General features: G+C 42.6%; 12 protein-coding genes. 6 read left to right on the top strand and 6 right to left on the bottom strand.

What is annotated here, in order from left to right:
* Positions 1-228 precede the first annotated feature (228 nt).
* The 3 genes from LEP1GSC060_RS02185 to LEP1GSC060_RS02170 all read left to right on the top strand — a co-directional run bounded on the left by LEP1GSC060_RS02185 (position 229) and on the right by LEP1GSC060_RS02170 (position 3,544).
* Positions 229-702, top strand: a complete 474-nt coding sequence (locus LEP1GSC060_RS02185; protein WP_002995426.1) for a HEAT repeat domain-containing protein — start codon at positions 229-231, stop codon at positions 700-702.
* Positions 703-1,349: 647 nt separating this feature from the next.
* On the top strand, positions 1,350-1,895 hold the full coding sequence (locus LEP1GSC060_RS02175; RefSeq protein ID WP_002995493.1) for a YbhB/YbcL family Raf kinase inhibitor-like protein: 546 nt from the start codon (positions 1,350-1,352) through the stop codon (positions 1,893-1,895).
* A 308-nt stretch (positions 1,896-2,203) separates the two neighbouring features.
* A complete protein-coding gene (locus tag LEP1GSC060_RS02170; RefSeq protein WP_002995398.1) occupies positions 2,204-3,544 on the top strand; it encodes a PQQ-binding-like beta-propeller repeat protein in 1,341 nt (446 codons plus the stop codon).
* 63 nt (positions 3,545-3,607) lie between these two features.
* Here the strand turns inward: LEP1GSC060_RS02170 and LEP1GSC060_RS02165 are convergent, their stop codons facing one another.
* Entirely contained in the window at positions 3,608-5,059 is a 1,452-nt protein-coding gene (locus LEP1GSC060_RS02165; RefSeq protein ID WP_002994992.1) for an SBBP repeat beta-propeller lipoprotein, LipL53 family, read from the bottom strand.
* 176 nt (positions 5,060-5,235) lie between these two features.
* Between LEP1GSC060_RS02165 and LEP1GSC060_RS02160 the strand changes: the two genes are divergently transcribed.
* Entirely contained in the window at positions 5,236-6,249 is a 1,014-nt protein-coding gene (locus LEP1GSC060_RS02160) for a DUF2804 domain-containing protein (RefSeq protein ID WP_002995097.1), read from the top strand.
* The gene (locus tag LEP1GSC060_RS02155) at positions 6,243-6,620 is read left to right on the top strand and encodes a DUF952 domain-containing protein (protein WP_002995423.1); all 378 of its coding nucleotides are present in this window, start codon (positions 6,243-6,245) and stop codon (positions 6,618-6,620) included. Before LEP1GSC060_RS02160 ends, LEP1GSC060_RS02155 begins: the two co-directional genes overlap by 7 nt.
* Before the next feature lie 26 nt (positions 6,621-6,646).
* On the opposite strand, the gene LEP1GSC060_RS02150 is transcribed toward LEP1GSC060_RS02155, so the two are convergent.
* Positions 6,647-7,945, bottom strand: coding sequence for an adenylate/guanylate cyclase domain-containing protein (locus LEP1GSC060_RS02150; protein ID WP_036095217.1), 1,299 nt, complete (start codon positions 7,943-7,945; stop codon positions 6,647-6,649).
* A 958-nt stretch (positions 7,946-8,903) separates the two neighbouring features.
* Here LEP1GSC060_RS02150 and LEP1GSC060_RS02145 point away from each other — a divergent pair.
* Positions 8,904-10,004, top strand: a complete 1,101-nt coding sequence (locus LEP1GSC060_RS02145) for a lipoprotein LipL36 (RefSeq protein ID WP_002995244.1) — start codon at positions 8,904-8,906, stop codon at positions 10,002-10,004.
* A 144-nt stretch (positions 10,005-10,148) separates the two neighbouring features.
* On the opposite strand, the gene lsa25.6 is transcribed toward LEP1GSC060_RS02145, so the two are convergent.
* The 4 genes from lsa25.6 to LEP1GSC060_RS02125 all read right to left on the bottom strand — a co-directional run bounded on the left by lsa25.6 (position 10,149) and on the right by LEP1GSC060_RS02125 (position 13,421).
* Entirely contained in the window at positions 10,149-10,868 is a 720-nt protein-coding gene (gene lsa25.6, locus LEP1GSC060_RS02140; RefSeq protein ID WP_002994903.1) for an adhesin Lsa25.6, read from the bottom strand.
* A gap of 269 nt (positions 10,869-11,137) precedes the next feature.
* Positions 11,138-11,869 carry a PPK2 family polyphosphate kinase gene (locus LEP1GSC060_RS02135; RefSeq protein WP_002995387.1) on the bottom strand — a complete coding sequence of 244 codons (732 nt, stop codon included), beginning with the start codon at positions 11,867-11,869 and terminating at the stop codon, positions 11,138-11,140.
* Between the two features lie 14 nt (positions 11,870-11,883).
* Positions 11,884-12,585 (bottom strand): TetR/AcrR family transcriptional regulator, encoded by a 702-nt coding sequence (locus tag LEP1GSC060_RS02130; RefSeq protein WP_002995165.1) that lies wholly within the window; start codon positions 12,583-12,585, stop codon positions 11,884-11,886.
* A gap of 8 nt (positions 12,586-12,593) precedes the next feature.
* Positions 12,594-13,421, bottom strand: coding sequence for an ankyrin repeat domain-containing protein (locus LEP1GSC060_RS02125; RefSeq protein ID WP_002994923.1), 828 nt, complete (start codon positions 13,419-13,421; stop codon positions 12,594-12,596).
* Positions 13,422-13,470 lie beyond the last annotated feature (49 nt).

Here is a 13,470-nt window from a genome sequence, read left to right as displayed (position 1 = left end):
CCCTTCGCGATCAACAGACAATCGGTTCGCTCGTTTACCGTTTGTTTCTAAAAGATCGTTTTTCAAAAACAATTCTAATGAAAAACGGCACAACTTGTCGGATATAAAAATACGACCGCGACAAATCTCAAAACCCCGGAAATCAAACGTCTACGAGTGACTCGACGGCAATTTTAGATTGACGATTCCGTTTCAGCGCGTGATTCTTCCGAGGGAAAGGAGTCACTCATGAAATTTCGTTCTCTTATCATTTTTGCGTTTGTTGTTTCTTTTACATCCGGCGCGCTTCTTGCGGAAAAATCCGCCGAAGAACATATCAAAGCTCTTTCTTCCGGTTCCGATTCCGAAAAATACGAGTCCGCAATCGCTCTTGGAAAGAATAAGGAAAAGTCCGCAATTCCGGAACTGATCCACCTTCTCAACCGTAATAACGAACCTAAAATCGCAACCGCGGCGGCGATCGCTTTAGGAAAAATTGCGGAGCCGGGCGATGCTACGATCGCTCTGAAAAACAAAATCATCTCCTCCGAAAACGGAGACATCGTTTATGCTTCTTTGGCTTCTCTTTTGAACATCACCACAAAAAGCGAAAAGCTGGAAGATTCCACAAAGGAAGCTTTCGAATACGCGGATAAAAATCGTAGGGGAGACGAGTTCGTCGCCGACTTTTTGGATCTGATCAAAAAGAAGTTAAAACTTTAATCATCCGCTCAGAGTTCTTTTGTTTCTGCGGAAATCCGATTTTCGTCCGGAAACGTTTTTCCGCAGAAAATAAAAGACTCAAAAAATCTTCAATCCTCGTATCGATCCTTTGATTCGGTTTTATTTCCAGACCTTCGGTAAAGGAACGGATATCCGAGAATCAAACCATAATATAATATACTTATTAAATATCTCTAATGTTTTTATAAAACGCGTCGGTTCCCAAAGAAAAGAATCGGACGCATTTGTAGATTGTGAAACGTTTTTCCATTCCTCCGATCGAATCGCAACTAACGTTTGTCGCTTCGAGAAAAGTACAAACGATTATTTGTTTACACATTCGAAAATAAGAGAATTCGAATGAATGTTTGTTCCTAAAAACCTTGTTTCCATTTGATAAGGAAATACGGATGAACGCCCCGCGATACGCGAACGACCATCGTAAGGTTCGGTTAAACTAAAAATCCTTTCAAAAGTAGTCCGATTTCTTTGGGGGCTTCTTTTCTTTTTTCTCATATTCAAAATTTATCAACTTCTTTGAAACATGGATTTTTTATACGGTCTTTTCAAAAATCCCCAAATCCGCCTTGCCTCTTTTCAGTTGACGTCGGATTATCAGTTTCAGTTTAAATAGGAGAAATTTGTTTATGAAAATCAAAGGGTTTGTGTTCGTGTTTTTGCTCGGCGCTACTTTACTTCAAGCGGAATCGTTTCAATTGAAAAGTCCCGAATTGACGTCGGGTAAACCGATCGCCAACGAACAAGTGTTTAACGGTTTCGGATGTTCCGGCGGAAACATTTCTCCCTCGTTATCTTGGACGGGCCTTCCGAAAGAAACCAAAAGTATCGCGCTTACCGTTTACGATCCGGACGCTCCGACCGGAAGCGGTTGGTGGCATTGGGTGGTTTTTAATCTTCCCGCAACCACGACTTCTCTTCCTGCAAACGCCGGAAACTTGGAAAAAAATCTTCTTCCTAAAGAAGCGATTCAAAGCAGAACCGACTTCGGCGCACCGGGTTACGGCGGTCCTTGTCCTCCTCAAGGCCACAAACCGCATCGTTATTACTTTACCGTTTATGCGCTCAAAGATAAAATTCCGGCGGATCAGAATTCTTCCGGAGCCTTGATCGGTTTTTACATCCATCAACTTAAAATCGCTGAAGCTCAAATTTTAGCAAAGTACGGCAGATAAGGGTTCGAAACGATCAGGATCTGTTCTTGAAACAGGTCCTGGTTGATCGGCTTTCGGAGAAAAGAAGGCGGTAAAACCGTTAGCTTTCCTTATATTGCGATTCATAAAGAGCAATATCGAATTTGCTGGTTCAGGAAATGAAAATTATGAAAATAGAATATAATAAAAGTAACATTCAATTCTCGATCATTTGATTTCGACCTGTAACGCGACCTGATTTGCGGGGGCGAAATTCCATTCCGAGTTTAAATAAATTCTTTACAATTTTAAAACCCCTTTGACACTTCCTTTTTCACAAGGAACACACGATGAAACGCAACTTCGTTTTTTTCATTCTTCTGATTTGCGGCAGCCCCGTTTTTTCGCAAAATAATTCTCTTTGGCAAACTATTTTCGGTGGAGAACAATACAACGGATTAAAACCGAACGAATGCCCGGAGGAACTTCCTTCGGGAGTCGTTTCTTTAAAGGACGGAAGTTACGTAGTAGTCGGCTCTTCGAACGATTGCGCGAAACAAGATACGAACTCCAAAATCGAACAAAAGAAATACGGTGCGGCTTGGTCCGCAAAGATCGATTCGTCCGGAAATCCGGTTTGGTGGAAATATCTTTTTACGAGTAAACCCGTGGATATGGAAGGTTATACGATCAACGTTCATAACCACGATAGTATTCGAGGGGAGAATCTTCTCGCCACTCAAGACGGGGGTTTTGTCGCCGCGGGTTCGATCGGAAGCGGAACTTACAATCGAAAGATCGTCTTTTCGAAGTACGGCGGAGAGGGTGATCTCGTAGCCGATCGAATCGTCGAAGCGAAAGAGATCTGCGACGACTTTTGCGGATTTGAAGACCCGCATCTATTTCATCTTCAGGAACTTTCCAACGAAAAATTCAGGGGACTCGTTTCCGTTTCTTATCGGTCGGAAACGACTGAAAAACAAGGGAGTACTACGATCATCGTCAACGGAATTAAAACCGGATTTTTTTACACTCTTTTCGGTAAGGACGGTTCCGTTAAAAGTTCGAAGTATATTCCGGATTTGGAATTTGCTCCGAGCGCAAGCGCTGCTTACGAAGAAGGGATCGTTTTTGCGGTAAGCACGGATAACGTGTCCGGAAAAGAATCTCAAAGGGATTTAATCGTTCATCGATACGATTCGGACGGAAAACAACTCTGGAAAAAAAGATTCGGAACTCCGAACGCGGAGGATTTGGCCGTCTCCATCCTTAAGCTTTCCGACGGGAACCTGCTTTTATCCGGAGGAATTTCCGGGTCGAACAATCAAGCCGTTTGGCTCTTGAAATTGTCTCCTCAAGGTGAAACGATCTGGGAAACCAAACAACGATTAGGCGGTCATAATTTTATGGGTCCGATCATCGAATCCCCGGATCGTGGATTTTTCGGAGTTCTTTCCGACGGGGAAGGTCCGATGACCGTCGTTAAGTTCGATTCCAACGGAAAAAAAATCTGGGAAAAGAAACATTCTCAAAGACTTTATATGGCTCATAAAATCCTAAAGAACGACAAAGGTTACGTGATCCTTTCTTATACGAAGAAAAAACCGGCTCAGTACATAGATGCTCTTCTTCTTCAAATGGATTGGGACGGAAACGTTTCCAAGGAAGCTCTGCGGAAAAATTTTCCATAGAGTGAATTCCAAAACTTCGGGAATGAAGTATGTTCGAATTTTCATCAAAGACATTTCGATCCGTTATCTGAATTTCAGAAGGAATAGGTCAGAAAGTCCGGCCGGTTGAATTTCGTTTAGACTAGTATTGGTCAATCCAGCCCAATAAAAATTTCCTTGAAGGTCTTGTCGGATTCCGGTTCCTAACGTGTTTCCCATTTGTCGGGCCCATTCCCTATTTCCAAAAGAATCGTATTTGGTTAAAAAGCCGTCCTCGAATCCGATCGAATTCTCGCTTCCGTCTATTACATTACCGTCGGTCCTACCGGTCGCATAAACGTTCCCTTCTGCATCGGTTGTAATCGCGGTGATTTTAGTATTTCTACGACCGTCGATCGGGCCCAATTGTCGGATCCATTGTCTAACACCGAAAGAATCGTATTTTACTAAGGTTCCACGAGAACTCGTTCCGCCTGCTCCTCCTGGATCGAAATTTGCGTCGCTCTTACCGCCGACAAAAAGGTTTCCGAACGTATCCAAAGTTACGGAGGTTCCTTCCGTAGTGTTGAATGCATTACCAAGTTGTGCGAAGAATTGTCTTCTTCCGGCTCTATTGTATTTAAGAATGAAGAGGTCTTCGTTTCCCGTACCCGGAGTCGTATCGTTTTCAAAGTTTGCGTTTCCGTACCCGGTTACAAATATATCGCCCGTATCGTGTGCAACCACAACTCCCTCTGGAAAGATTTCGGCTCCGGGAATTGAAATCTGTATTCTCCAACGCTCGGTTCCGAACTCGTCGATCTTGAAAAGAAATCCGTTTCTACCTTGAACGGGACCGCCGAAAGGTCCGTTCGAAGTTCCGACGATATAAGCAATTCCGTTCGGATCTACGAAAATCTTTTCGGGAGAAACGAAATATCTTTCTCCTATAGGTCCTCTTTGTAGTCGCCAGACTTCTCTTCCGTTCGGATCGAATTTAATCACGAATAGGTCTCTTGCGCTCCTAAGCTCGTTTGCAAAATTACCCATTGTGCTGCCGGTTATGTAGACGTTTCCTCTCTCGTCCACCCCAACATCCGCAGCACTCAAATTTACGCCCGGGACTCCGACTTGTTTCGTCCAGATTACATTCTTTTGAGAATCGTATTTTCCGAGAATGAGATCCCGGGCTCCGATGGAATTCTCGTTATAAACTCCGCCGTTGGTACTTCCTGCGAGGTAGATAAATCCGTTCGTATCGATAGCGAGTCTTGAATCCACAGTATTTGCGTTAGGCGCTCCTACCAACAAAGTCCATCCCAACGCGTCGGCATTTTCGTTAAAGGCATCTAAGTTTTCAGGAAATACGTTTTCCGTTAAGTCATTTTTGTTTTCGTCCAAGGCCTCCGAATTTTCGCGATAAGCGGAACCGACGTTACCTTGAAGTAGGGCTATCCACCAGTAGTTGTTCGTTTTGGAATCGGAGATGTTGAACAATCCTCGTATGGGCGAGCAACCCTGAATGAATATGGAAAGAAGAATACAAAAACGAACCATGATGTTTTTCCTAACTGAGTATATTTTTCGACTCAAAGGATTGGGGATGATATGAAAAGAAATTCTCGGAAGAATAGGGCGTTTTATCCTATTCGAAAGACGACGACAAAGATGAAAGAAAGAAGTCGACTTCACAAGTGACATCCGTCTGATAACTTAAAAAGAGTGTTCTTAAGATGAACTTAGAGACTGAAATTAGACAAGAAACGAATCTTTGCGACAAAGCCGGAAATCTCAACGTAAACGCGGTAGGCTGGTCCAAAAAACCGTTACACAGATGTAACCTAAGCGGACACTACTTGAGAAAGAAGAAATGGAATTACTGGTGTATATACGATGAAAATTTCTTAGCGTCCTTTACGATCTCGGACTTGGATTACGCGGGAGTCGTTTTCTTTTATTGGCTCGATCGGAGGACCGGAAACTTCGAAGAGGGAACCGTTCTCACGCCTTTCGGATCGGGAGTCAGTCTCGGACAACTCGTGGGAAGTAACGCAACTTATATCGGAAAAAACGCGCGTCTCCAATTTTTCAGAGAGGAAGAAGGATATCGTCTTTCGGTAAACGTCTCGCTCAAAAATAAAATCCCCGTTCAAGCGGAGATTTTTGTTCCGGTTCCCGAAAACTGGGAAACGTTAAACGTAGTCGTTCCCTGGACCAAAAGAAGATTTCAATTTACGGAAAAGTTATTCGGCGTCGGTGCGCAGGGAATCGTACGTTACGGGGCGATGGAATATAAATTCGGACTCAAATCCTCCTTTGCTTGTATGGATTACGGAAGGGGAATATGGCCTTATTCCACAAAATGGAACTGGGCTTCCATGGTGGCGCATAACGCAGGAGATACGATCGGGATGAATTTGGGCGCCGGATGGACGGATGAAACCGGAACGACCGAAAACGCGATTTTAATCAACGGTAGAATCTACAAAATTCCCTCCGACGCGATATTTGAAATCGATCGAGAGAATTGGATGAAACCTTGGCGCCTTTATACGAAAGATTCTCAAGCGATCGACTTTCGGTTCGTTCCGGAATATCATAGAAAGGCATCGACAAATACGGGAGTTCTCGCATCGACCGTTCATCAGATGATCGGAAAGTTTTCGGGAGTGATTCGACTCGGAAAGAACGAATATAAAATTACCGACGGTCAGGGTTGGGCCGAAGATCATGTCGCAAGATGGTAACTCCTTCTCAAAATCGCATTTATAACCTCGCGATCAAAAAAGACTACGAAGAGGCTTTGAAACAAGGATTCTATATTACGGATTCATTAACTTCCGAGGGATTTATTCACAGTTCCAGGAGGAATCAAGTGGAAGACACGGCAAATCGAATTTTTTCCGGTCGAAAAGATTTGGTTCTTTTGATTGTGAACGTGGATCGATTGAAATCTCCTTTGAAGTACGAGGCTGCCGCATCTACTCGGTTTTCCGAAGAAGACGGAAAAAATATATTTCCGCATATCTACGGTCCTTTGAATCTGGATGCGATTGAAGAAGTTCTTGAGATATTACCCGATGAAGACGGAAGGTTTGATTTTTCATTTTTGGATTGAACACAAGATAAATGTTTTATCAAGGATCAAGGAATATTCAAACTATATAAATCGATTTCCGTCTCTTTCCCTTTTACTTTTGATTTTCCAAGGGATTCGCATCGTTTACGATTTTCCTCCGAAAGGAGATCGTAAACGGAGGAAGAAAACAAAATATTCCTTTGCAAAGAGGAACAAAGACCTTCGATCCGAGAGGCCGTATTCACCGAATCCCCGATGATCGTAAAATCCAAACGATTTTTGGAACCGATCGCGCCTTGAACGACTTCTCCGTAGTGAAGGCCGATACCGGATTCCAGAGAAGGAAAACCGGAAAGGATCCATTCTTGATTGAGAGAACGTAATTCATTTTGCATTTCGAGAGCGGTTTTTACGGCTGCGTCGGCCGGACGTTCCACGTTTAAGAGACCGCCGAACACGGCCATGATTGCGTCGCCGATAAACTTATCGATCGTTCCACCGTTTCTCGTGATACAATCCGCCATTCGATCGAAGTATTCGTTCAACTGAAGGACCAATCTTTCCGGATCGGACCTTTCGCATAACGAAGTGAAAGATCTGAGATCCGAAAATAAAACGAGTACTTGTTTTTTATCCGTTCGATCGGTGACACCTTCCCTTAAAAGTTTTTCCTTAACTTCCTCCGAAACAAATTGGCCGAAAAGTCTGGAGAGTTTCGATTTTTCTTTTTCTCTTTCCAAAACCTCCGATAAAAGGCGTTTCGTATTTCTAACCAACACACCGACGACGATTCCGGAAAAAACCATCATCATCGATTTGAACCAATAGATCGGAGGATCGGTTAAGTCGTGCCACTGTAAAAGATCCGAGGAATGAATTTCAAAAATTCCTTTTTGAGAAACGAAGTACGCGACAAGATATTGAAAACCGCAATAAGCGCCGGATAACGTGGATAACTTTTCGTTCATCGCAAAACCGGAAAGGATGATCATAAAAAAATAAAGATACGAAGCGGGTCCGGTGATATACGTCGCGGCGCCTAACGGCAGATAGATTTCCGCGAGAGCGTAAAGAATTCCGGGGATCGTGGAATAAAACAGGATGATAAGGTAAATCTTAATTCCCTTAGCCAACCTGAACTTTGCGAGAAGATAAAAGAAAAACGAGAACGTCCCACCGATCAAGGTCCAAAGAATCGGAACCTGCATCTGAGAAACGAGTCCGAACTTCTGCATCCAAACGAGCGCGACGGCGGAAGCGATACCCATGATGGAAGAATAAAAGCTGACTTTTTTCAGAGTGGAATTGATTTCGGATTCCAAATATTGGAAGTAGATTTCTTTTTCGTGAATGTTAGAGGTCATAACGTGGCGATTATAGAAAAATGAACCGAAAAACCAAGAATTATTAGGTCGCTTTTGAATTTTACGACTTCTCCGAAAGTCCCGTTTCCATATTGCCAAGAAGTTCGAAATACAAATCTTCATCTACAAGGACCGTCGGGTCTCTACGTATCCGTGGCGCGTACGAGTGATTGGTCCCAAGCCGATTTCACAGACAGCAAAATAAAGAAATATAATTGAACGTGGCTTGGACCGGAACTCCGCCGAATCCATCTTGAATTGTTTCTTAGGAGGTGTTAGGGTAGTAGTTCCCGCATTTAAGATTACGGGGCGGCTCCGACTCTTGGGCTTTGCCCAAGAGTCGGACCGGGCTCTTCGCTACAATCTGCAAAGCAACATGAAGTAATCTCGTAAATATTATGATCTTTTTAAGTGCATGTTGCATTGCAGTATTTTCGCTTCGATCCCTGCCGCGTCGGTCGAGTCGTATGTCGTTTTTGCCTCTGAGCCGGCCGTTGTCGACGGATGGAACGTAGTGAGAGTTGGATTCATAATATCATCCGTTGGTTTTCGTAAAACTTACAATTTGTCCTCGGTTTTTGAAATCTGATCCGTTCGTTTCCAGTGGCGAGGAGTTAGGTTGATCTTGCGTTCTAAAATCACTAACAAAATAATTCCCGATTCCTAAATTATGAACGTACGTTTACGAGAGTGCAAGAATTCAACTCTTCAAAATTAGGGACAAAACCGTCCATATAACCCAAAAGAGTTAGTCTTGGATAAAAATATTTTCATGTTATATTTTGAATTAAAAAATATTAAGATTTCATAATTTAAAGGCGCTAATTTTCATAAAAATAATAGACTCCAAAATTCCACTTTTTCGTATTAGATTTGACCGAATTTCCACTCTCCAAGAATATTATAAACCAGAAAGTGATTCAGGAATCACTTAAAAATCACAAGAGGTTCTTTCTTTATGAGAAGAAACATAATGAAAATTGCCGCTGTAGCCGCTTTAACGGTTGCACTGTCGGCTTGTAAAAAAAGCGAAGACGATGACGACACGATCACATTGGCTCTGTTGTATTTAGTGGATCAAACCAGTGGAAACTGCGTAACGCTTACGAAAAATGACGCAGCGCATTCTGGTGCCGCAGGAGCCGGAGACGGAAAAGCTACTTACACAGCAACTGGTAGCACTAGACCAAAAGCAGCTTGTGCAAGTAGTTTCAATACAGTGTTTATCCTAAACAATGCAGAAGCAGTTGCAACTTCTGCTAAAGCAGCCTACATAGCGGCTAAAGAAAAAGCCACAGCATCGGGATCAAATTGTGCCGCCGTAGGTACGGCTCTTCAAGCCGCAGCAGACAACGTAACAACGCTTAAGGTTGAGCAAACCCTTGCAGCTGTTGCCCTGGGTAGTTGTACAAGCCTGGGTGCTGGCTGGAATCTCAACCAATTAACTTTTGGTGGAACTTCGTTGAGCGTAGATCCTAACCCTGAGTATTTTGGGAAGACTGTTGTAGCCTGCGCGTCTGAACAAGCAAAGGAAAAATACATAGCTTTGCTTAACAGTTTAGTTTTTTCAACGATCGCTGGATCCGTTGCAACTGATATGGCCACCAATCTTGCTTTCAAACAGAAAACAGCTGCAGTTACTGCATCCAACTTCAAATGGACTGCGGATGCAGCCGCTAAAGGTCGTTTGATCAATGTTACCGAATTGACAACTGCAGGTAAGTCAGGCGTTGCTTTAGTTGCATTTGGATCCGCTGCGCAGGCTGCAGCTCTTACTTGCGCTAAGGATATTTTAGCTCAAGAACCGGAAGCAGCTCAGAAAATTGCTTTTGCTCTTCATGATCAAGGTGCTGGATTTAATGGAGCTATGACAGGTGGACTTCTTGACGGTATTATCACTACTGCTCAAGCGGAAGCCGCAACCGAAGTACTTTTTTCTAGCTTATCCTGTAAATACGGTGATTTTGACGAAGAAGCAGTCGGTAACAAAACTACAGTTGGAACCGAAACAAACGTAAAAAACACAGGAACCTGTCCTACAACTTATCCTAAATACTAATTCTTTTTTAGAATTTAAGTAAATTGGGAAAGGCCGCACTTTTGAGTGCGGCTTTTTTTTTGAGAAAAGAAATTTGAATCTCTCGGTTTAAAATTTTTTGGATTTTGAAAAGAGTTTTCCGTGAAACCAAACGGCAAGCAAGTTTTAAGGTTTGCTAATATTCGGTTTTAAATCTACGGGAAATAGGCTTCCTTGGATCAACGCTTGGTAACGAGGGTTGACGATTTGTTTCGGATTTAAAACCCAAGAACTACCCGCCGACATCGGACTGAAATCCTTTTGCGAAATTTCTTTTCCCTTTTGAAGTTTTGCGAAATTTTCCAACATAAGATCCTGACTTGTAAGCAGATGATCCGGCTTTCCGTCGTCGTTTCCATCCAACTCCATCCGAGCTTCCGGAAAGATCCACAAACTGGGTTTTCCTTTTCCATAAAGATCCACTTCCACATGAGCAACGATCCGCATCGTTTGCCCGGGAACGGAGGAAGCATTGTAATATACCATCGACTCCCAACTGCCGTTTTCATCCAAATCGTTTTGTTCGATTAATTTTCTGTTTCCCGGCCCATACCAAGTCCGACTGTGATTTCCCTTTCGGATGAGTTCCTCAAAAAAAACAAGACTCGCCTTCGGATCCTTATCATCACCTCGGACCCAAGTCCAAAGATCCGTTTTACCGTCCAGATCCGAATCCGTCCGCACCATCACGAGTAGTTTTTCGGGTTGAAGAACAAAAGCCGTCTGGTTCTTCTTATCTTTGTCGATGACTCCTAAATCGCTTATTTTGATCCTATCGTCTTTACAAGAAGATAAAACGAGTAGGGCGATTACTAGATTCAAATTTTTGATTATACTGAATTTCATTTTGAACTCCTCTCACCAGGCTAAATAACCAAATCATTCAAACAAGTAGAATACCGAACTAGGCTGGTCTCGTAAAAGCGAAAGTTACTTTCGGAGTTGTTGCAAAAATGGAAATCGATTTTGTTACAGACGACCGAAGGCGATCCCGCGTAACAAACCCGGCCTGCGCTTTTACATTTTGATTTTGTTTTACGAACTATAAAGCGCAGGAGCGCCATACTTTTTCATTTTTATTTCCGAATCGGCGGGCGTTATGTTTGTGGCTGTGTTCAGTCGTTTTTAAGAGAAACGATTTTTTCCAGTTCATTACGGAGAATTTTTGCGACTTGATGGTTGCGGAACCATTTCTTATCCGCCGGGATCAGATTCCATTCCTTAGTTTGGTTTTTATCGTTCAAAATCATCTCATAAGCGGATTGATAATCGTCCCAACGATCCTGGGTCGTTTGATCGGACGGATCGTATTTCCAATTTTTATCCGGATCGGAAAGTCTTTCCTGAATTCTTTCCCGTTGTTCTTCTTTGGAAATGTGTAGGAAAAATTTTAAAATGACGGTTTCGTTTTCTCTGGAAAGATGTTTTTCGAAGTCGCGGATCGATTCCATTCTCTCTTCGATCCTTTTATCCGAAAGCGTTCCTTGAATTTTCGGCATCAATACGTCTTCGTAGTGAGAACGATTGTGAATGTGGATCATACCTTTCGGAGGAACGTGTTTATGAATTCTCCAAAGGAAATCGAATTGCATTTCTTCGGAATTAGGCTTTGTCCAGGATTTTACGTAACAACCCTGGGGATTGATTCCCCCAAAAACGTGTTTGATCGTTCCATCCTTACCCGCGGTGTCCACTCCCTGTAAAAGAATCAGAATCGAATGTTTTTTCCGGGCAAATAATTTATCCTGAAGATCGGAAATATTCCGAATGTATTCCTCCGTTTTTTGAAGGACCTCCTCTTTGATTTTATCCTTCGGAGGAAGAGTGTCTATTTCTTTGAGACGCATATATTATAATTTCCTTATGGTTCTTTTTTGAACAGATCGATCATGGATAAAACCGATTTACGAACGGATCGAAAGATCGGTAACGAAGAAAGTTTTAACAGTTGGAATATGAGGTCCGCTCCCTTATCGATTAAAAGTTCGGTTTTCCTTTTATGTGCGGACTCGTCGAAAAGCCAAACGTAAATGATTCCGAGTTGAAAAAGCCAAAATAAAAAAGGAAGGTCCTGTTTTAGATCGGACGAAAAGGAATTTTTCGAATCGGAAATTGCGTCCTTAAAAAGAGAAATCGCGTCTTCCCGGATTTGTCTTGTTTCCTTGCTAAACGGAGAAAGAGGATGATTCGGATCCCCTCCGTTTCGTGAAAGCACGTGCAAAAGTTTTTCGTAACCTTTAAATTGCCCGAGTTTGAATCGAACGATGTTTTTCACCCTCGCTTTGAGGTCGGAATCGGTTTTACAAAATTCAATATTATGAATATTCGCTTCTTCTTGAGTTGCTCTATAAAATTCTAAAACGATTTCTTCCTTCGTTTTAAAATGATAGTAAGAGGCTCCTACGGCAAGCCCGGCCTTTTTCGCGACGGTTCTCATCGTCGTTTCGTCATAACCTTCTTTTTGAAACAATAAAATTGCGGTTTTAAAAAGAAGAGACCGGGTTTGTTGCGATTTCCTGGTCTCTTTTTGCTTTTTCGGTTTCGTGTTTTTTTTGCGAATCATGCCGAGATTTAAGTTTCTCCGAAAGTATTGGAGATTTTTTTTCTAAATTTTGCAAACAAAAATAGATTGAAAAAATGCATCGCTCCTAAAATCAAAAGTACGATTCCGACTTTTCCAGTCAAAACTTCGATACATTCGGCCAGATCTACAGGTTTCTGGCTGGAGGTCAAGGAAAGGCTTATATAGCCGATATTGATCAGATAGAATCCTACGATCAGTAGATGATTCACGGAATCCGCGAGTTTCTCTTCTCCGCTGAACATCTTTACGAGAAAAATTCTTCCGTAGTTAAAGAGCGTTCTTGCGACCCAGATTGTCATCAGAATGCTGATGATCAAATATCCGAAATAAAGGCTGATCGTATAAGGACCGGAACTCATTTTGGAATGTTGAACACCCTGGGCCGCCAAAAAAGAAACGACCGCGGTGTTTTGATAGCGGGAAGCGACGTCTAACGCGTTTTCACCGTGACGATTCAGGTAATCCGAATGAGGATATCGGGAGTAATACAGTTCTATAATTCTACTGTCCGGAATTTGAGCGGCAAAATGGATGGGATAATCTCCGGCATGATCGGGGATCGGATCCATCGCCGATTCGTTCATCTCGGATAAGATAAATTTCAACATATCCGCGTTTTCGCTTTCAATCGCAAAAAAGACCGCACTTCTGCCTCTGTTATCTTTTTGATCCAGCAACTCCGGTTCCAAAGAAAGAATCTTTTCCGCCTGTATCCGATCGCCTTTGCGTATTTTCTCGAAGAAGTTGGCTGGGGACCCTGCCGAGGTCGAAACAGTGATTCCAAATAGTAACACCCAAAAAACAAGACGTTTCATAGTTAACTCCAAAAATTGAACATGTTCAAATATTAAATCGAACGTTCTT

This window comes from Leptospira weilii serovar Ranarum str. ICFT, from assembly GCF_000332415.1.
Lineage (GTDB): Bacteria > Spirochaetota > Leptospiria > Leptospirales > Leptospiraceae > Leptospira > Leptospira weilii_A.
This window is presented reverse-complemented; position numbering and strand designations above follow the sequence as displayed.

Coding starts and splice junctions, on each gene's coding strand:
- LEP1GSC060_RS02170 (WP_002995398.1), top strand. CDS start 2,204: ATGAAACGCAACTTCGTTTTTTTCATTCTTCTGATTTGCGGCAGCCCC.
- LEP1GSC060_RS02135 (WP_002995387.1), bottom strand. CDS start 11,869: ATGCGTCTCAAAGAAATAGACACTCTTCCTCCGAAGGATAAAATCAAA.
- LEP1GSC060_RS02155 (WP_002995423.1), top strand. CDS start 6,243: ATGGTAACTCCTTCTCAAAATCGCATTTATAACCTCGCGATCAAAAAA.
- LEP1GSC060_RS02130 (WP_002995165.1), bottom strand. CDS start 12,585: ATGATTCGCAAAAAAAACACGAAACCGAAAAAGCAAAAAGAGACCAGG.
- LEP1GSC060_RS02125 (WP_002994923.1), bottom strand. CDS start 13,421: ATGAAACGTCTTGTTTTTTGGGTGTTACTATTTGGAATCACTGTTTCG.
- LEP1GSC060_RS02160 (WP_002995097.1), top strand. CDS start 5,236: ATGAACTTAGAGACTGAAATTAGACAAGAAACGAATCTTTGCGACAAA.
- LEP1GSC060_RS02185 (WP_002995426.1), top strand. CDS start 229: ATGAAATTTCGTTCTCTTATCATTTTTGCGTTTGTTGTTTCTTTTACA.
- LEP1GSC060_RS02165 (WP_002994992.1), bottom strand. CDS start 5,059: ATGGTTCGTTTTTGTATTCTTCTTTCCATATTCATTCAGGGTTGCTCG.
- LEP1GSC060_RS02175 (WP_002995493.1), top strand. CDS start 1,350: ATGAAAATCAAAGGGTTTGTGTTCGTGTTTTTGCTCGGCGCTACTTTA.
- LEP1GSC060_RS02150 (WP_036095217.1), bottom strand. CDS start 7,945: ATGACCTCTAACATTCACGAAAAAGAAATCTACTTCCAATATTTGGAA.
- LEP1GSC060_RS02145 (WP_002995244.1), top strand. CDS start 8,904: ATGAGAAGAAACATAATGAAAATTGCCGCTGTAGCCGCTTTAACGGTT.
- lsa25.6 (WP_002994903.1), bottom strand. CDS start 10,868: ATGAAATTCAGTATAATCAAAAATTTGAATCTAGTAATCGCCCTACTC.